General features: G+C 56.8%; 16 protein-coding genes and 1 pseudogene. 8 read left to right on the top strand and 9 right to left on the bottom strand.

Features of this window, described 5'->3' with window-relative positions; all coding sequences use genetic code 11:
* Positions 1–368: 368 nt before the first annotated feature.
* Together NKH17_RS32235 and NKH17_RS32240 are read right to left on the bottom strand one after the other, a co-directional pair.
* The gene (locus NKH17_RS32235; protein WP_352902052.1) at positions 369–1,772 is read right to left on the bottom strand and encodes a recombinase family protein; all 1,404 of its coding nucleotides are present in this window, start codon (positions 1,770–1,772) and stop codon (positions 369–371) included.
* Between the two features lie 300 nt (positions 1,773–2,072).
* Positions 2,073–2,309 carry a hypothetical protein gene (locus tag NKH17_RS32240; protein WP_352902054.1) on the bottom strand — a complete coding sequence of 79 codons (237 nt, stop codon included), beginning with the start codon at positions 2,307–2,309 and terminating at the stop codon, positions 2,073–2,075.
* A 675-nt stretch (positions 2,310–2,984) separates the two neighbouring features.
* On the opposite strand from NKH17_RS32240, the gene NKH17_RS32245 reads away from it, so the two are divergent.
* On the top strand, positions 2,985–3,161 hold the full coding sequence (locus tag NKH17_RS32245) for a hypothetical protein (RefSeq protein WP_352479403.1): 177 nt from the start codon (positions 2,985–2,987) through the stop codon (positions 3,159–3,161).
* A 464-nt stretch (positions 3,162–3,625) separates the two neighbouring features.
* Here the strand turns inward: NKH17_RS32245 and NKH17_RS32250 are convergent, their stop codons facing one another.
* The 5 genes and pseudogenes from NKH17_RS32250 to NKH17_RS32270 form a co-directional block, all read right to left on the bottom strand.
* Entirely contained in the window at positions 3,626–3,931 is a 306-nt protein-coding gene (locus tag NKH17_RS32250) for a hypothetical protein (RefSeq protein WP_352802035.1), read from the bottom strand.
* 669 nt (positions 3,932–4,600) lie between these two features.
* Positions 4,601–5,476: a hypothetical protein gene (locus tag NKH17_RS32255; protein ID WP_352902077.1), complete on the bottom strand. Its 876-nt coding sequence runs from the start codon at positions 5,474–5,476 to the stop codon at positions 4,601–4,603.
* 612 nt (positions 5,477–6,088) lie between these two features.
* Positions 6,089–6,241, bottom strand: coding sequence for a hypothetical protein (locus tag NKH17_RS32260; protein ID WP_352902058.1), 153 nt, complete (start codon positions 6,239–6,241; stop codon positions 6,089–6,091).
* 11 nt (positions 6,242–6,252) lie between these two features.
* Positions 6,253–7,809: an amylo-alpha-1,6-glucosidase gene (locus NKH17_RS32265; RefSeq protein ID WP_352902060.1), complete on the bottom strand. Its 1,557-nt coding sequence runs from the start codon at positions 7,807–7,809 to the stop codon at positions 6,253–6,255.
* Positions 7,770–8,349, bottom strand: a pseudogene (locus NKH17_RS32270) (glycogen debranching N-terminal domain-containing protein). The gene NKH17_RS32265 and the pseudogene NKH17_RS32270 overlap by 40 nt, the downstream one beginning before the upstream one ends.
* Positions 8,350–8,938: 589 nt before the next feature.
* On the opposite strand from NKH17_RS32270, the gene NKH17_RS32275 reads away from it, so the two are divergent.
* Complete coding sequence (locus NKH17_RS32275) at positions 8,939–9,037, top strand: DUF2905 family protein (RefSeq protein ID WP_352902061.1); 99 nt, start codon at positions 8,939–8,941, stop codon at positions 9,035–9,037.
* A 418-nt stretch (positions 9,038–9,455) separates the two neighbouring features.
* On the opposite strand, the gene NKH17_RS32285 is transcribed toward NKH17_RS32275, so the two are convergent.
* Positions 9,456–10,076 (bottom strand): hypothetical protein, encoded by a 621-nt coding sequence (locus NKH17_RS32285; protein ID WP_352902063.1) that lies wholly within the window; start codon positions 10,074–10,076, stop codon positions 9,456–9,458.
* A 1,180-nt stretch (positions 10,077–11,256) separates the two neighbouring features.
* On the opposite strand from NKH17_RS32285, the gene NKH17_RS32290 reads away from it, so the two are divergent.
* Together NKH17_RS32290 and NKH17_RS32295 are read left to right on the top strand one after the other, a co-directional pair.
* Complete coding sequence (locus NKH17_RS32290; RefSeq protein WP_352902065.1) at positions 11,257–13,020, top strand: hypothetical protein; 1,764 nt, start codon at positions 11,257–11,259, stop codon at positions 13,018–13,020.
* A 16-nt stretch (positions 13,021–13,036) separates the two neighbouring features.
* A complete protein-coding gene (locus tag NKH17_RS32295) occupies positions 13,037–13,990 on the top strand; it encodes a transporter substrate-binding domain-containing protein (RefSeq protein WP_352902067.1) in 954 nt (317 codons plus the stop codon).
* A gap of 124 nt (positions 13,991–14,114) precedes the next feature.
* Here the strand turns inward: NKH17_RS32295 and NKH17_RS32300 are convergent, their stop codons facing one another.
* Positions 14,115–14,333, bottom strand: coding sequence for a hypothetical protein (locus tag NKH17_RS32300; protein WP_352902068.1), 219 nt, complete (start codon positions 14,331–14,333; stop codon positions 14,115–14,117).
* 170 nt (positions 14,334–14,503) lie between these two features.
* Between NKH17_RS32300 and NKH17_RS32305 the strand changes: the two genes are divergently transcribed.
* From NKH17_RS32305 to NKH17_RS32320, 4 genes are all read left to right on the top strand, one after another.
* A complete protein-coding gene (locus NKH17_RS32305; RefSeq protein WP_352902070.1) occupies positions 14,504–14,845 on the top strand; it encodes a hypothetical protein in 342 nt (113 codons plus the stop codon).
* A gap of 414 nt (positions 14,846–15,259) precedes the next feature.
* Positions 15,260–15,871: a DUF6946 family protein gene (locus tag NKH17_RS32310; protein WP_352972522.1), complete on the top strand. Its 612-nt coding sequence runs from the start codon at positions 15,260–15,262 to the stop codon at positions 15,869–15,871.
* A 60-nt stretch (positions 15,872–15,931) separates the two neighbouring features.
* The gene (locus NKH17_RS32315; protein ID WP_352902074.1) at positions 15,932–16,366 is read left to right on the top strand and encodes a hypothetical protein; all 435 of its coding nucleotides are present in this window, start codon (positions 15,932–15,934) and stop codon (positions 16,364–16,366) included.
* A gap of 579 nt (positions 16,367–16,945) precedes the next feature.
* On the top strand, positions 16,946–17,094 hold a 149-nt coding region (locus tag NKH17_RS32320), incomplete at its 3' end, for a transposase (protein WP_352973433.1).

Consider the following 17,094-nt stretch of genomic DNA (forward strand, 5'->3'; position numbering starts at 1 on the left):
GTCGACTTTGGACATGATAGTCTATCCTTCGGGTTGATCGTACGACGTGGTGCCACCTCGCCGCTCCCCCGCATAGCTTCTCATGCATCAGAGCACTCAACAGGTGCAGGGAAATTCGCGCTTACGTTCAACGAACTGAGACGCGTCGCTCTACTGACCCCATCATGCGGCGGGCTAACGTCGACCGCGAAGAGAAGCGCGTGACCCGCGGGGCGACATGGTCCGGTCGATTATCAGGAGGAGCTTGACCTCGATGACCCCAATCAGAGAAGCCTGCTAGACGAGATCAGGTGGGAGCGGCGGGACAGCTCCGTGACAAACAGAGTCGGGGCTCCTCATTGAAGAGCCGCAGCTTCGGTCTGTTCTTGTCATGCGCCTTTTTTGCCCTGAGCATTTGAGACGTCGCGTCGGAGCCTTTCCGGGCCACTGGGCCGTATACGCGCTAGCGCGCTCAGCTTTAGCTCCGACTCCAGCCCTGGAAAGCCAGCCAGCGTATAGGCCGCGGCCATCGAGCCAAACCGCTTTTTGAACACACGGTATATGGGCAGAGCGGAGTCCGCATTAATCAGCGACAATGTGAGGTGCCCGTGAGCGGCGCGCAGCCGCCGAAATCCGTCTAGAAGCTCTTCGTTCGAGTACTTTCGCAGAGCTCCCCGCCGATCCGGTACGTAGCCGACCGCCGCATAGACCGCCTTCAAGCTGCCGAAAAGCCGGACATAGCACTGTCCTGACGCAGTATACGGACAAGCATTGATCACGGTGAGGCTGAGTCGTTTCTTCTCTTTCAATAGCCGCTTCAGATTCTTGAGCATTTCGGGCTTTGTATAGGTGTATCCGCGTTTTCCCCTTGCGAGTTGCGCCCTCCGGAATATTTGAACCGTTACAATGGGCTCCATGACCCGGATTCGGACCCATTTATCGGGAGTGTTGGGCTTTGATTGGCTGCTCATACTATGCGACGTTCGGTTGTAGACATAGTAGCCTATCATCAACTCGCTTTTGAGAAGAGATGCGACGCGCCCGGTCGTCCACACATAGCCGTATGTGGAGGGCACTCCTTCCTTGTTCAGACGAACCGATATGCCGGCCATGCTCTGCCCTTCAACAACAAACATGTTGAAGATGCGCCTCACAAGCTCGATTTCGTTTGGCGGGCCGGGCACAAGGAGAACGCGGTCGCCAGCGAGCCCTTTCTGTTCTCCAGGGCCGAGAAGGCATCTGGGCTCGCCATCTTTATCCAGCAACAGTCGCCTGACGCCGTAGGGCACAGGTCCGCCCTGGCTGAATCCGAGACGAGCCTGCTGCAGGTGCGCTCTGGAGACCTTTGAGGATAGCTCGCGGCTGTACTCGCTTGCCATCACCCGTTTCATATTCTTGAGGATCGCAGACACCATGCTGCCGTCGTTCTCGAATTGTTCGCCGCAATATTCCACCGCGACGCCTGCATCACGACAGAGAAACTCGTAATGAGCGGACTGGTCCGTATCCGGAAAGCGGCCCCAGCGGCTGACGTCAAGGACGAGGATTGCCGAAAAAGTCTTTTGGCCAGTCACGACATCGGCCAGTAACTGCTTCAGTCCGTCGCGACCTCTTATGCTCAGGCCGCTTTTCCCAGCGTCTTCGTAGGTTTGGACGATAGTGTATCCGCGCCGCGCCGCGTACTCCGTAATGGCCATCGCCTGGTTCTCCAGCGAATAGCGTTGATGTTCAGTCGACATGCGAAGGTACTGTGCCGCACGAATAGGGCGCGCTGTCTGCAACTCGAAAGCCATGGGTTCTCCTTGGGCTTGAACAAGCCCAGAGACACCAAATGTCTTTCAGAACTCTGTCGCATTCGGTAAAACCCTATTCGGCGGCCACGAAATTGGGCGCCCAGATCTCCTAGCAAATGGATGATTGGACAGCGCAAGTTAGCGACCTAGTGTCTTGCGGTCGCAATCCGGATTGCCGGCCGGTCCCCAGCCTTGAATGCAGGTAGGCAAGTAGCTTTGCCGGCGCCAGCGGCCTGACAAAACTTTCGTCGATTCCTGACTTCAGGAGCGCGTAATGCTGGGTCTCGGCACCGGGCGCGATCAAAGCGACCACGGGGGGGTGCGGGCATCCTGCGTGAGCCGGCTACAGCTCTGCACCATGTCGTTGTCCGGCCGGCAGTCCAGCACCAGTGCGTGGACCGGCGTTTCAGTAGTCATGTGGAGGATTTCATCGACGTTGCTCGCCAGCGCACTGGTAAAGCCGTCCACCGCAAGGATATGGCTGAGGATCAGATAGAATTCTGCGTCATGTGAGCATATCACGATCAATGGCTTCATGGCAGGCAGAGAAGCCGATGGTTTGCGGTCACTAGAAAAGGCGGAGCGAGGAAAATTGAAGTACGAATGGGCGGACAATCCTCACCTGTTTATACCAGTAACAGCCTGCGTCGTTGTATTGGCGCTGAGCTTCGCAGCTATGTTCATCTCACTCGCAAGCATAATTCTGCGAGAAGGTTTCTATGGTTCAATTGATGAACACAACCTTCCTTGAAGCGAGTGAACGGGAAACCGGGATCCCAGGCTTCATGCTCAATTTCGGTCACCCCGCTTCCAGATGGCGCGTCGTACAATAGCATATGGCGCTATGGTCTTTATCGGCACCTTCGGTGTGATGGCGCTTATTTTGATTGTTTTCGGTCACCCATCCTAACCGGAATTTCAAACTGACCCACTACCCGCCGCCGTGGTGCTTGTCGGCACCTCCACCGGCTTTTTCGAGTTCCAGACCTTCTCGCATCCTATTGCCGGAATGCCTAGCGTCGCTCCCTGCTTGGAGACCCCTCCGGTCGCTCTTGACGTGAGCTGATCCTGAGCGGCATTGCGTCGTCGTTGCGGGTGAGCCTAGCATCGCTGCCGAAACCGGACATCCGGCCTTTCATTAGGCGCAATAACTTTGAAACAAATCCTGCTGGCAGGCGTTCCAGCATAGCGGGCGGGTTTCCGGAGGACCCAATGCCCGACGAATACAATGACATCGTCATCCCTCAAGACCACGACGCATTGCCACTTCGGGAGGAGGAGTATTTCGTCGTCTGCCCGGCGTGCGGCCAGGCGTTCGACATCAGGTGTATGGCAGAGGCGCTTCATCACAACGAGCTGGGCCATCAGCCCTACGACCTCGACTCGTAGTCGGCGGTTTTCGAGGACCGAACGTCGAGCCTGATCGAGACCAATATCAAGCGTAAGTTCTCGCTCATCTGCCGGCGTTGCCGACTGGTCAGCTTACAACGAATCCCTGTCGCGAGGGCGTAGCTTTGCCGGCACGCTGTGTCGTGACAGACACCTTGCAGGCTTTCAGCGACGACTTTATTGCCGTTGCGGTTGTTGTCGATGTGGCCGTGGCGCCGTCACCGACCGGTTGTTAACCCAGGGGAGGGCGCTTACTCCACCGCAACCATGTCGTCCAGTTCCGTCGCGACGCACCGAAGCAGACTTTTTGCGGGCATCGGTGGCGGGACGAACCTGTGATCTCCATAATGGATACGAGCCGGCGCGCCCATCGCGTCTGACCGGCGACCAACCGCTCGCTGCAGAGAAAGTTCCCGTGGAGCGGGATGCCCCGCGCCGACACCGGCTGTTGTCTCGCCGGAGCGTTAACCCGTTGAAGTCCGGCGATGCTTTCTCAGCCGAGTGATCGCCGACTTGTCGACAGTAATCACCCCGCCGCAGTCAATGCGCACAGTGAGTTTGTTCCCTCCGCAATCGATGCGGGTGACGTCCCCAACAAGAACCACTCGGTCGCCGGCGCGGACTTTGGGTGGCGGATCAATCGTATAAGGATGGTCATACGAAGGAATGCTCACCCTGGCGCGCCCGCTGGGGAGAATCGCGATGACGATACCTGCTAGCGCAACCTCATCGCCGACCTCAAATTCACGGGGCATGTTAACGTGCAGCATGGTGTTCCTCCCGATGCTTTCCTAATTCACGCTTTGCTAAATTAATGCCCGGCCAACCAGGTTGGTTGCTTGCAATCGACTTCGTACGGTTCCGCACAATTCCAGCTGGGGTATGCACTCCCAGTTGGCCTCGGATCGGCCTTGTGTGCGTCAATTCTACAGAAATGGTTTTAACATTTCAGCGATGACCTTGGCGCGCCCGCCCAACCACGTGTTAGCGAAGCGACGGACTTCCTCTCGGTCCGGCGATGGCCATAAAATGGCTGGTTCGCGTTCAGGCACGTGGCTCCGGCAAGTTCGAGGAACGCCGACGCCAGAAACAGGTATCGCCTGCTGTTCCCAAAGTGACGGCTCCCTCGGAGCGGAAGTTGAACACCGGCCCACCGTTAGGTCCGGCTTCCAACGTCATAAAAGCCGCTCGAGGGCTTTACCTGCAACGCTGGTTATTGGAGCCGGCTCGTCAATGCGGGTGTCGTGCGCCTAAGCGCAAGTCAAATTCGTTTTCAGGCTCGGGATATCAAGGCCAGCGGCGCTATCATCCGGTAATATTCAGCCAGGCCATATGTTGTTTGCTATCGTTGCACATGGGAGGCTCCGATCGGGGGACATTTCAATCACAATGGCAGCCGGACAGACGCTGGAAGCGCCGAGCCTGAAAGGCTAGAACGATCACACAAGCTTTGCCCTTCTTCGCGCCAGGCTTCGAGCTTTTTGGCGAGCGATCCTGAGCTCGGGCAGCGTTGGCTGCCACCAGCCTCGTTGCCGTTCCGTTAACCCGGCAGCACGCCGAGCGGGCCATGTTCTAATCAATTCAGCCAACGTGGCCGGACGCCATCTGCCCCAGACATGGTCGACCTTCGCCTCGATCAAATGCGGATAGAACGCTGCTAACTCCGAGGCGTCGACGAGTTCACCCGAAATCTCGGTGAAGACGACGATGCCGTATTGCTCCGTCGCCACGGTAAGGCCAAGCCGGGGTAAATCGTCAGCAGGCAATGGATAACGACGTCGCCTGCGTTCGGCATACCGCAATCTAGCGGCTTTATATTCCTCGGAGTCTTTGGACGCTTCCCGTCGCCGTTTCCTCTCCTCCGGTTCTGCGCGGCCTGCCGCCCTTTCGATGCTTGGCCAATGGCGCCTCAACTCCTCGTAAGAACGGAAAGGCACCCTCCAGGCCCGCAGTTCGTCGTCCCAGCTCGCCCATGGAACGGCTTGCAGTTCCTCGAGAACCGTCCGCGAATATGGCGTGCGGATGCGCAGGTCGTCCGCGACTTCCAGATAGCGGCTCGACAGGGGATCGAAGGCGAAGGCATCCCGTCCCTTGCTGTCATCATGTGCTCCTCGTAGATCCGCCTCTTGCGCAAGCCAGCGCTGGATCCGCCGCGCTGCAGTCTTTCCCGGCACGAACCAGCTTTTGCGCTCGTCACTCCACCTGGCGCGCGGGAATGTCTGTCGAAACCGCTCAACCGCCGCGCGATCGTACGGAAAGCGCGCTTCGGCACCTGGAGCTGTCTGCGGTGCAGCAGGGACGTCGGATTTTTCCATCAGATTGCGAAGCAAAACACTGCTCCCAAAGAACGCGGTGTAGGTCATTTGGGTCCGAAAGCACTGCAACGTACGGTCAGAGCTGCAAGGGGAAGCCAGGAGGCGATCGGCGAAACTGCTCAACGCGCTGGCGTGGCGAAACCTTCGCCGCGCCGGACCGTTTACTCTGCTCCAAGAGAGGTCCACTCATGCCCAGACGAGATGCAAAGAACCCAACGGCCAGACAGCCAACGAGCCCTCGTTCGCGTCCCCTGAAAGGCGAGGAGACGGAAGTGGACCACATCGTTGAAACGCAAAGTGTGTCGCCAGCCCAGGCGAGAGAGCTTGTACGGCGCCACGGAAACGATTGGCGTAAGATCGATGAAGCCGCCAAGTCCTATAAGGACGACAGCTAAGCACTTCCAAGCCGGGCGAAGGGAGCTTTGTCACGGCAACCGGCGGAGTTGCAAAATCGAGCGGATCGGCTTGGGTGACGAATGATCACCATCGCAACCTTCAACGCAAAACGGCGTGGCAGCGATCTGGTCCGGGTTCATGTTGCTCTTCTTGAGCAGACGCGCGGCCCTCTACGTAGGGCCTGAAAATAGGCAGATGGTTCCGCCGGAGCTAACCTCAGACGCAGCCCAAGCGCAAGTTCGGGCCGGTGGCACAACTTCGCGCTTCCACCAGTGAAGGATCGCCGTCGGTCACTTGCCAGCGGGTCTCGGCACCGACGCGCCAGAAATGGAGTTCGAGGCGATTTTTGCCCAGGCGCAAGTCGTTCAAGGTGAGTTCGTCTATCCAGTCAGGCAGCCTGGGATCGATGTACAGCTTGCCATTTGGAGCGTCGGGCTGAAAGCCGATGATCGCCTGCAGAAGCGAAAAACAGGACCCGGCCGCCCATGCCTGCGGAACGTTCGCTCCCTTATATTGCACGGGGAAAGTCGTGGGCGTTCGCGGCACCCGGCGAACAGCTCTGGCATTCGATGTTGCATGAAGTAGATTGCGGCGCTGCTCACGTCGCGAGAAAGGCGACATGCTTCCACAAAAAAGCCATAGCGCCGGAAGCCGAGCGCGATCAGCCCGTTGTCATGCGGCCAGACGGAGCCGCGTTGATAGGAATGTGGATTGTAGGCCGGATGATCGGCCGAAAGTGTCCGTATTCCCCAAACGCTCCACATATCCGGCCTCATCAGCCGATGCACCACCCTGGCGGCTCGGTCGGGTGGGACAATTCCCGACCAAAGACAGTGACCGGGGTTGGAAGCGACGCTGAGCACCGGCTTCTTGTCGCCATCCAACGCGAATGCATAGAAGCCGGATGCCTCGTCCCAGAAGACCTGGTTGAATCGATCGAACAAGCTCTTAGCTTTGAGGCGAAGCTGCCCGGCACGATCGCCATCGCCTCTGGCATCGAAGATTTCAGCCATACGCTGCCAAGCATCATAGACATAGCCTTGCAATTCGCACAGCGCCTTGGGTCCCTTCACCAGGGTGCCATCGGGATAAACCAAAGCGTCACCGGCGTCTTTCCAGCTCTGGTTCTCGTACCCCGCAGCCGAGCGGGTTTCGTATTCCTGGAAACCGTCGCCGTCACGGTCCCCATACTGGTCAATCCAATCCAGGCACTTCTCTGCCGTTGCGATGTGTCGTTCGAGCAGGCCCGCGTCGCCGGTGCAACGCCAAGTGTTGTGGAGCACGATAAGATACAGAGGCGTAGCATCGGCCGTGCCGTAATAGGGCGTATGGGGGATCAAATTGAAATGGGCGAGTTCGCCGGTGCGAAGCTCATGCATTATCTTTCCCGGTTCCGCATCGCGGTAGTCGTCGCGTTCGGTGGCCTGAAATCGCCCCAAAACGTCCAAGGCGCCCGCGCGAAAATCTGGGTAGACCAAGGCATTCTGCAGAGAGACTATCAGGCTGTCGCGACCGAACAGGCTTATGAACCAGGGCAGTCCGGCGGCTGGCACGTATTCCAGTTCGTCCGTTCCTTCGATCGGCAGCCGCAGCGCGGCCATGTCTTCTACCGCCTGATGGTAGAAGCGGTGAAATTCGCCATTGGAACAGTTGAACTTCAAGATGCTGCGTTGCCATCCGGCGAGGCGTTTTGCAGTTTTCGACTCGAGGCATTTGTCAATGCAGACTCGCGGCGCGCGATAGATTGTCTCGCCATTGCCAAAGTCATAGAGAAGGCAAGCATGCCATTTCGCGCCCGGTTCGAGCTTGATATCGAAGCTGATCCGGCCATTGGCATAGACGGGCTTTGAGGCCATCCGGCGGACCTTGACAATGACGTCTCGCTTGAAGTCTCGATTCACGTAGGAGGGCGAAGGCTCGCCGCTCTGGACAGCCATTCCGTGGTAATACGTCCGCGGCGGACGATCGCGTCGGCCTTGACTTCGAAAAGATCGGCAAAGTCGCTGCGCATGGCAACTTCCAAATTGAAGCGCACTGACATTTGCCCGTGGTTTACGAGTTCAAAATCCTCATGCAGCCCCATCCAAGGCGCGGCCGATTACCAGCCCCAGGCTGCCTGCTGGCACATGGTTCGTTTCCGTCGCGAACCCCTGATTGACCAGATAGATCTTGGCGGCGAAGTAGGCGATGTTTCCGGAATTGAGGAGGTCCCATGCTTGCCCATTGGCAAAGATCTGCCAGCTGGATATCAGGCGTGTGTCAGACGCATATAACCCGTTATAAGTGGGCCAGGCGATCTGGCCATCCGGTTCGGTGACAAGGAAGCTGCGTCCCTGGTTAATCGCCAGACGCGGCGGTCCGACTGTGATCTCCAGCGTCATTGGTTCAACCGTCACCCGACCGATTTGCATCCATCGGAACAGATTGAACAGCCAATGTCGGCCGGCGCCGCCATCTTCGGGCACGAGAACTGACATCTGCCTTGAACGCCTGCCCCCAGATCGTCACGAAATCATGTACCAGGCAGGCGAACAACGACCCGGTCATCGACGAGCTCGAACAATCTGACCTTCGAGCACATACCCGCGAACAGAGGCGGACAAACCCGCCCCCTCCAGCAGAACTGTCAAGCCTGCTCTGGCGAGCACATCCTCCAGCCGACCCACAACGAGGCGCGGCGGGCCTCACCTCGTTCATCACCAGCAGCTGGGTGAAACTGTGAGCGCCCGGCCATTGCGAACGTCTGCTGCTCGCCACCAGGATAGAGCCGGCGATCTGCCATCCTCCAACGCGCGAGCCGGAGAAGGATGGACACGCTCTGGCGAGGCCCGGCGACACTGCAATTTGGTCGCTGCGACAGCACGCCTCCATCCGGAGTTGTCCTCGACCGTCTTTCATCAAAATAGTCGCCGGCTCAGGTGCTTGCGGGCGCCAACCTGCGACGTGCCTTCAGATCAAACTGGTGTATTCTCGGCGACTGTCAACGATGAGAACGGCATTCGGACGCATTGGTGATGAGACATAGACGCCTCCGAGCATCTGAAGCAGTGCAGGCCGCGCACATTCGTGATCCAACGTGAGACCTTCACGTCTTATGCTCCGATCGGCACCGCGATTCTGATCAGCATCGGGCTTTCGTTTGTTCTGTGGCTACTCAACCGATAGCGAGGACGGCGCCCCCGCGTCGCCGTAGGAACGAACGAAGCGGGGCGATCGGAGCTCCGATCTGGCGGCAGAAATATGAAGGGAAGAGTTTGCTGCCGGGTCGGAACTGTCCCTGCGCAAGGCCCGCCGGGAGTTTCTGTTCGGCATCATCAAGCCGAACAGCAGGATCCAGTTCAGCGAGGCCATCCCTGGCGATCCCAAGGCGATTTTCTACCTAGCCGACCAGGCGGGCCTCGAGGGGATCGTCTCAAAGCGCGCCGACAGCCCGTATCGCAGCGGCCCGACGACGTTCCCGGTCCCGCTCGGCGACCACGGGGATGTGGCCGTTCACAAGCTGGTGAGCCGCGGGTATGTCATTCACGGCAAGATGCACTGGCACCACGGCGACGTCGGCAGCAAAAAAGTGCTGTGTTCAGCATCAAGACGTGACAGCAGCCGAGTAACCGAGATCTGGAAAGATTAGCGGTTCTTCCTGTGAATTCCACATCCCTCTGGTCCGCAGTTCGCGAACTGCCTTTCCGTACTCGACCCAAAGGTATTCTATGATGTTCCAACGAAGGGTTTCTGGACGGATCAGCGGTAAACCTACCTCTCGACGAAGCGCTCGCGCGGCCTGCCAAGCTTGAAGACCCAACTCGCACCGAAGGCGACGCCCCTGCCAGACACTTAGTTCGCCTTCAGTTGACGTGGCGTCCATGATCCCGATTGCTATTGTGACCTCCATACGAAGACCGGCCGCCTGGGATGCCGGGATAGCGGGCAAGCTCCCCCAGGACACTTCTGCCGGCCACGCATTCAGCAAAGGAATTCTCGCTTTCTCTTTAAGCGAACGACGTTTTTCATGGCTCATGAAGGTGAATGTCGCGCACGCATAGGTATAATCCTCTAGATGGGCGGCAAGCAGCAGGGCCGCGACCAGTCGAGTACGGGTGTCCTCGCGGTTCTTAAGCCAGAGATTGGTGGCACCCGTGACGGCTGCAGCGATCACTGCAGGACCAAGGATGAGGGCTACCACGTTCAAGATACTATATTCCGCCATTTCGCCCTCCACACGTGCACTGACTGCCTCACACGACCATAGATCGACCTGCGAAAAAACACCAAAACTAAGGCACCGGTCACCCAAGTGTCGATGCAGTCCAGGAGACGTTTCCACCGGACGTCAAAGGGTAAGAGAATGGGTGCTATTGCATTCGTACCGCGGCCCAACGCCTGCAGTTCCCTTGGCCGATCGGCTTTCCAAGCCCGGGCAATGCCGCAACATGATTGTAGGAGCCGTCATAGCCGAGGCTCATCAGGTCGGCGTGCAACTGCTTGAGGGTTCGCTTGGCCGATCACTATCCCGTGCGGTTCAAACGCGATCCGATACCGTCGTTGGCGCAAATGCGTGGATCAGCTGAAAAGAAGCAAATGCGCTCACCTCGCTCTTTCCAACTACCAGTCCTTCATGAAAGCGACGCGTGAGGTTCGCGATGCACGCCGCACAAGGTAATGGGGCGCGTCTCGAAGTTCAGCCATGTTTTGGGAGACGAACGCCATGACCGCGAACGATTGCCGAAACGTTGCCCAATACCCGGTCACCCCAAGCTCAACCCGACCATCTCATTGCTCCTGTTCTCGAGATTGCACTTCAACAGCTGCAATCCTTCAAAACAGAAGCGTCACCCGCAAACCGATCCGCCAAATGCCGCGCTAGCGGCTTCGTTCAATCCTGAATCCCTTAAAACGCGACACGCCTCTAACGCAGCCATGCGATGCTTTCGTAGCACCTGCTCGAGCGTTGCGGCTGGTAGGAGAGGGCAGCTGCGGCCTATGATGCTACCCCAAGGTGGATCGGTTTTGGGGCGAAACCTTTGTCGCACCGCTCTCGGTATCCAGCTGAACCGCGCCATTCGCCGCGCGGGCAGCCGCCAGGATAAGACAGGTGACGCGGCACACACTGCGATACATCTTCGCCACCCACTCTCAGACCAGCCCATCGACATTCGCGGACTAGGCTCGGCGCCCCGCAGGCCGTGGTGCTTCTCTTTCCTGTTAGCTTGTACTATATTAGGCAATTCGAACGCGACCTGGAGGAGTCAAGCGTATGTTTAAACGAGGAAAAGTATCCCTTCCTTGGATTTGCCTTGCTTCGATGATCGCACTAATCTGCCTGGGAGCAGTTCAAGGATCACATGCGGGTCCTTGCAATCCAAACATCGAGAACTGCAATAAATAGTATGTTCCGATTTGACCTCTTTTATTGGGGGATCGTGCTGCTTGCTGTCGTCAATCTCGCGATACAGGCGTGGAAGAGCTATGCCAAACCCGCGTACGCATATAAATACTCGCGGTATCCTCTATTAAGGGGCGTAGAGCTGGCTTCTCTTGGTGGGAAGCGCCAGTATGCCCTCGGGTTCTTGTTCTATCTCGCAATAATTATAGGTATATTTTCTTTTTGTGTTGTATTTTACGGTAAGATTGTCGATGTCGGCAAGGACCTTGAGCCATTTATCGGCACAGGATTTCCTGCGAAGCCCGCCAGTGCTGACTCATATGCTGTTCCGTTAGCGGTATCGGCAGCATTCTCTGTTGTATTATCTATCGAAATGTTTGCCGAGATCGAATCTCGAATTCGGGGTCTCGCGCACCGTCTGGCTGGAATACCGAGAGAGATTTATGGTGTGCTCACCAAATTGAGCAACTTTCCGTATAGCGAGCATTTCCCAAAATCAGTCAGTGATTCGCTTAAGAGAACCGCGAAGGCAATCACCAAGCAAATTGAAGTCTGCCAGGACGACGAACTTAAGGAAAAGCTGGAAGAACTTCTGCATAATATCTATGCCATCGGCGTCCTGTTACCCTCGGTCACTGGTGAATCGGGAGATACTCTGTGGAATCAGCTCAATATTGAAACTGTGAATGACTTTGTATCTGGCATGGAGGGTGACAAAAGGACTCTTGTTGATAAGACGTCGGCCCTTTTGAAAGCAATTACCAACGGCGAACACGAAACGAACAACGACCAGGACACTGAAGACCGGATCGACACGATCGATGCCGTTGTCGCAGAATCATCGGTATTGAAAGCCAACTTGTTCTCCGTGTTTGCGCTGCTATTTATTTCGCAAAATGATGTACAAATTCCGGACCATCAATTCGCTGCGCGGCGTGTGATCGCGCATCTGAGACAGGACGCCAGGGATACCTTATGGGACAGCTTCGTAGGCTCTATCATTTTTGGGACGCCGGTCGCCATGTTGTTATCTGCGACCGGGCTTGCGCTCCTGAGGACCATCGATCAGCCGGCTGACCCACAGCTCCTTAAATCGAGCGGAGCAGTTGGCTACTTCCTTAATGTATTTCCCGCGTCGACCGTTGATGCAGCCATCACTACTCTGCAAGTCGTTCTGATTTTCGCGATCACCATAGGCAATTCGCTGTCGGTGAGGGTTACACTTATGGAGACCGACAGGTGGGACCCATGGCAGGTCCTGCCTTTTTCTCGATATGCGACAGCGAGCATCGCGCCACTAATTTTTGCTGTGTTTGCCTGTCAGCTCTATTACTATGTGGTCTACATTGCCAAGATCTCCTTTGTGACGGGCTGGTTGGCGGCAAGCGCGCTGTCCGCGTTTTGGTTCACCTACGGTCTCATGCCATCCATGCAAGCGCTCGCGGGCGTCGCCTTTTGCGGCCTGTTTTTTGTTGTGGCGGATTGGCATGATAATCTGAAGATGCGGTATACTATGGCGATCGGAATTGTTTGTGCACTCGTTTACGCAACGGTCGTGGGGTTCGTGGATGCCATCTTGGTGGATTTGGGGTCAGTCGTGAGCGGGCGATATGCTAGGCACGATATCATGCAGCATTTTCTTGCATCGACTTCACTTAGCCTGTTCTTTTGCTTTTTCGTTGAGAAGTTCGAAAAGTACGACAATGCGTTGGCAGACGAAAAGTCGAAGAAGAAGACAGAGGTCAGGTCGCAGCGGTGCCTTGATTAGGGGTCCTGGGAGCTACATGAGGCTGTTGTTTGTTTGCGTCACCTGGATCAGCGTAATTGGCCAGGGCTGCGCCGAGGAAATCAAGATCGGCGTGCGACCGGACGCAAAACCTTTTTCGTATTGTAAGGATTCTTCCTGCGCCTCGAGCCTGGAAAGCTATGACGGTTACTCCGTCTCTATATGCAAAGATATCCTTGACGACATGAGGATTAGAAACCCGAGTATGGGTGTAAGGGTCGTTAAGGTGACTGCTGGCGATCGGTTGTTGGCGCTGGATCACAATCAAGTTGATTTTTTGTGCGGAGCCGACACCATCACTGAGGAACGGCTGAATAAATACGCGTTCTCGTTCCCCATCTATGTCACCGGCATCTCCATCGCATCAAGGCGACAGGATTCGGAAAATCGTGGCTGTGAGCCGGGAGCTAAGAGGCCGGCCGTTGTCGGGATGGTGGGTAACACCACAGCTCAGAGCGACGGAATAGATTTGATGCTTCGGGCGGGTGAGTTCGGTCAATTCGAGCAAGTGGTCAGACAGGCAAAAGATAATTTTTCTGATGGAAAGGCGAAGTGTTCTGACGGCAATGGCGGGGGTCCTGATGTCGAAATTATTAAAACATATAGCGATCACGATACCGGATTGCGAGCGTTTTGTAATGGCGATGTTAAGTATTATATCGCTGACCGTGAGATACTGCTGTTCGCGCGGCAGTGTGATGACATTATACTATCTGACCGGACATATTCATATGATGAGTACGGGTTGGTTTTCCGAAAACCAAGCGTCGGTACCCCCCGTGACTACTGGTTGTTCGCTGAGATTAGCTATAGCTTGCAAAAGTTGGCCTGGGGTACGAGGTCGATAATATTGCAAAGTGTGCTTAGCAACATGAACAATTACCGATTGTCCCCTGAGCTTGAGCAGTTCTTCAGAAGCGTCACAGGCGGAGCAGTTCCAGGCCATCCTTAGTCAAGAGATGCTGAGAGAAGAGGCCTGTCGTACATTGGCAGAATAGACCGCGCCGGCTGAGTAAACACGCTGTGCATCTACCGCGTCGAGGGGAATGAGCATGTGTCAGCGGACTAGGGATATTCTACAACGGTTCTAGAGGTTGATTGTTCTGACCGTTGGCATTCTCTTGGATCGTGGAGCTGCCGCCATGGCCGGCGCGCCGCCGAGGTACGACCATATCGTCGTCGTTGTTATCGAAAATCATTCTTTCGAACAGATCGCGCAGCCGAGCGCGGCTCGCTACCTGCAGATACTGGCGAGGAACGGCGCCCTGTTCGAGAATTCGCATGGTGTCGCGCATCCCAGCCAGCCCAACTACTTAGGCTGTTCAGTGGTTCTACGCGCGGAATCCGGGACGACGGCTTTCATGAGATCGCCGCGCCCAACCTTGCGGACCGTCTTCATGCTGTAGGCAAGACATTTTTAGGCATTGCCGAGGCGGGATCGCCGCGCAAGCACAAAGCGCCGGATATGGCGGCGCTCCGCGATAAGGCCGAAGCTGATTTCGCGGCGCATCAGGCACGCTGGGATGCGGCTGCGGAGGAAACTGGCTACACCGCCGCCTTTAGGGCCGAGCGCGAGGCTGGCGAGAAAATGCAAGATCTGCTGCAAGCGTTCTCAACGACCCCCGCCACCACTCTCGCCGGTGTGGCGGGCAAGCTCGATGCGGTGTTGCGCGAGGGCGAGGCATGGGAGGAATGCTCCGAATTTCCTTGGCCGCAAATCCGCTCGGCGTTCGGTGATCTGGTGCGCGTTGGACATTTGCTGCGGCCGGGCCTATCCATGCCCGGCTGCCGGCAACGTTCATCGTAAATACTCGACCTCCCGAGAGCTGGAAGAATATCGAACGAGCTCAACGTGCGTAGTTCGTGCCGTCAAGCCTTTCAGCATGTTCGTTCGAAGGTTCCAAGACAGTAACCTGCCACTCTTTCGCGGTCGGTCTCTGATTTGGGAGGATGCGCCAGGCGCAACATGCTTGTGACGATGCCGCCGCCAGGTGAGACCCAGTCAGCCTGCTGAAGTGGGATTGCAAGCACGGTCGCTCCTTCGCTGCCCTGCAAATGCCCGACCTCAAGCCTACGTGCTGGCCAAAGCCTCCAATTTTACAGATCCGATCAACTGAGTTGTGATCTGACCATGATAGCCCTGCCTCAGGTAGTTCGGAGGCTTCTCGGTATGTCGCGTGTTTACGTTCCCAGCTCGGGGCCGGATAGTTGGCAGGCGTTCTTGGCTGATCCCGCCAAGCATTGGCGAATAGGGTATTCGGCGCGAACGCTTGCGCATAGCTGGGAACAGGCGAGCGGCCTTCCTTCCGAAGTCGCTGCAATGTTCGACAAACCAGCTGAATTGCTTGTTGCGCTTCCCGAACACAAGGTGCCGTTAGCTGGTGGGGGCCGCGACAGCCAAAGCGACGTCTTTGCCTTAATACGCTTTGGCGAAGAGACATGCGCCGCCGCGATCGAGGGCAAGGTCAACGAACCATTTGGGCCAACAGTCGGCGAGTGGTTCGCAGAACCCTCTGATGGCAAGCGCCTGCGTATGCTTCAAATATGCGATCTGTTGGGCCTGGACACGGTCCCCCCGTCTGACGTGCGATATCAGCTGTTGCATCGGACCGCATCGGCATTGCTGGAGGCAAAGCGGTTCAAGACCGATGAAGCGGCGATGATCGTGCAATCGTTCTCCATCTCCCGGATGTGGTTCGCTGACTTCGAACGGTTTGTCAGTCTTTTCGGCATCTTGGCTCGACCCGACCAATCCATCGTCACGGTTCTAAAGAGCGCTCAACGGCTTCGTTTAGGTTGGGCCACCGGAAATCCAGAACATCTCTCGCACTGAATGCCCATGAGTTTGGAACCGAGACCCTATACCTCCAAGCAGATGGGCGACGCCTGCGAGATGGTCGTTGCCGCCGAACTGACACTTGCCGGCGTGCCGGCGCTGAAAGTCCCCGACAACTGGCCTGGGTATGACGTCATCGCTCAGCCGGTCGGATATCCGCCGCAACGGGTTTCGGTCAAATCCCGAACGTTCAAGCCGGGGCCGGCCTACGTCACCTACTACTACTTCGATCAGTTCGATTGGCTTGCCATCGTTATTCTGCTCCCGGCTTCGGCAAACGGCAGGGCCGTCTACCTGATCCCAAAGGACGTCTCTGACGAGCTTGCCCGCCGGGACAAACCGACCAGCAAGACCGCTGCCGAGCGGTATTTCCGGGTCGATCAGGTTGAGCATTTGTTCCTGCGTTACCGAAACAACTACCGCCTAAGCAGAGACGGTGATGCAAATGCGGTTTCTGTCAGGGATGAGCCGGCAGGTACGCCGATTTTTTAGAACGCCTGCCTCTGAGCTGAACGAGTGAAGGTCGGACATGCGGCACATCGATTACTTTCGAATGAAGAAGGCGCAGCCTGGCGAGATCGTTTCAGCGCATCTCGACGGGTGGATAGGCAAGATACTGGGTAAGGGATTGATCGCAGGCGCAACGGGACGCTTGTAGTCACCAACCGTCGTGCGGCGTTCTTGCGCAATGGAATATTCGGTGAAATGTTCTGGGCGATCCTCTCGAGAAAATCAGCTCTGTCGAGACGCGCAGCGTATTGGGATACCGACCGCTGAAAATACACACGTCTCATGACGACCTGACGTTAAAGACCTTCGCTGATCACGAGGCGTTCGGTCACGCCGTGGCAGTGATCAAGACGACAGAACGCTGGGCCGAAGTTAGACGGGACCCGGATCAAACGAGCCTGCATGTGGCAAGCGAGCCTATGGAACTGGCTGTGGTTCGCACAGGTGGGACACTATCCAACGAGGAATACGAACTCGCAAAGGGCCACGTGTTGCGCTTTGGATCGCTGCACAAGCGAGGCAGCGAGCGGCCTTTCCAGGTGACCTTGCCCCTCTGATCTAATCCGGTTTGAAGTTCGTTCTGGCCCATCGAGAGGACCAGGACATGAACGTAGCCGCTTCTCTGAAGAGCAGATCATCGGAATTTTGAAGGAACATGAGGCCGGGGTATCGGTTGCCGATCTGTGCCGCAAGCACGGGGTCAGCGACGC

Source organism: Mesorhizobium sp. M1334, from assembly GCF_040317995.1.
GTDB lineage: Bacteria > Pseudomonadota > Alphaproteobacteria > Rhizobiales > Rhizobiaceae > Mesorhizobium.

Coding starts and splice junctions, on each gene's coding strand:
- NKH17_RS32235 (WP_352902052.1), bottom strand. CDS start 1,772: ATGGCTTTCGAGTTGCAGACAGCGCGCCCTATTCGTGCGGCACAGTAC.
- NKH17_RS32240 (WP_352902054.1), bottom strand. CDS start 2,309: ATGAAGCCATTGATCGTGATATGCTCACATGACGCAGAATTCTATCTG.
- NKH17_RS32245 (WP_352479403.1), top strand. CDS start 2,985: ATGCCCGACGAATACAATGACATCGTCATCCCTCAAGACCACGACGCA.
- NKH17_RS32250 (WP_352802035.1), bottom strand. CDS start 3,931: ATGCTGCACGTTAACATGCCCCGTGAATTTGAGGTCGGCGATGAGGTT.
- NKH17_RS32255 (WP_352902077.1), bottom strand. CDS start 5,476: ATGGAAAAATCCGACGTCCCTGCTGCACCGCAGACAGCTCCAGGTGCC.
- NKH17_RS32265 (WP_352902060.1), bottom strand. CDS start 7,809: ATGGCTGTCCAGAGCGGCGAGCCTTCGCCCTCCTACGTGAATCGAGAC.
- NKH17_RS32285 (WP_352902063.1), bottom strand. CDS start 10,076: ATGGCGGAATATAGTATCTTGAACGTGGTAGCCCTCATCCTTGGTCCT.
- NKH17_RS32290 (WP_352902065.1), top strand. CDS start 11,257: ATGTTCCGATTTGACCTCTTTTATTGGGGGATCGTGCTGCTTGCTGTC.
- NKH17_RS32295 (WP_352902067.1), top strand. CDS start 13,037: ATGAGGCTGTTGTTTGTTTGCGTCACCTGGATCAGCGTAATTGGCCAG.
- NKH17_RS32300 (WP_352902068.1), bottom strand. CDS start 14,333: ATGCGCGACACCATGCGAATTCTCGAACAGGGCGCCGTTCCTCGCCAG.
- NKH17_RS32305 (WP_352902070.1), top strand. CDS start 14,504: ATGGCGGCGCTCCGCGATAAGGCCGAAGCTGATTTCGCGGCGCATCAG.
- NKH17_RS32315 (WP_352902074.1), top strand. CDS start 15,932: ATGGTCGTTGCCGCCGAACTGACACTTGCCGGCGTGCCGGCGCTGAAA.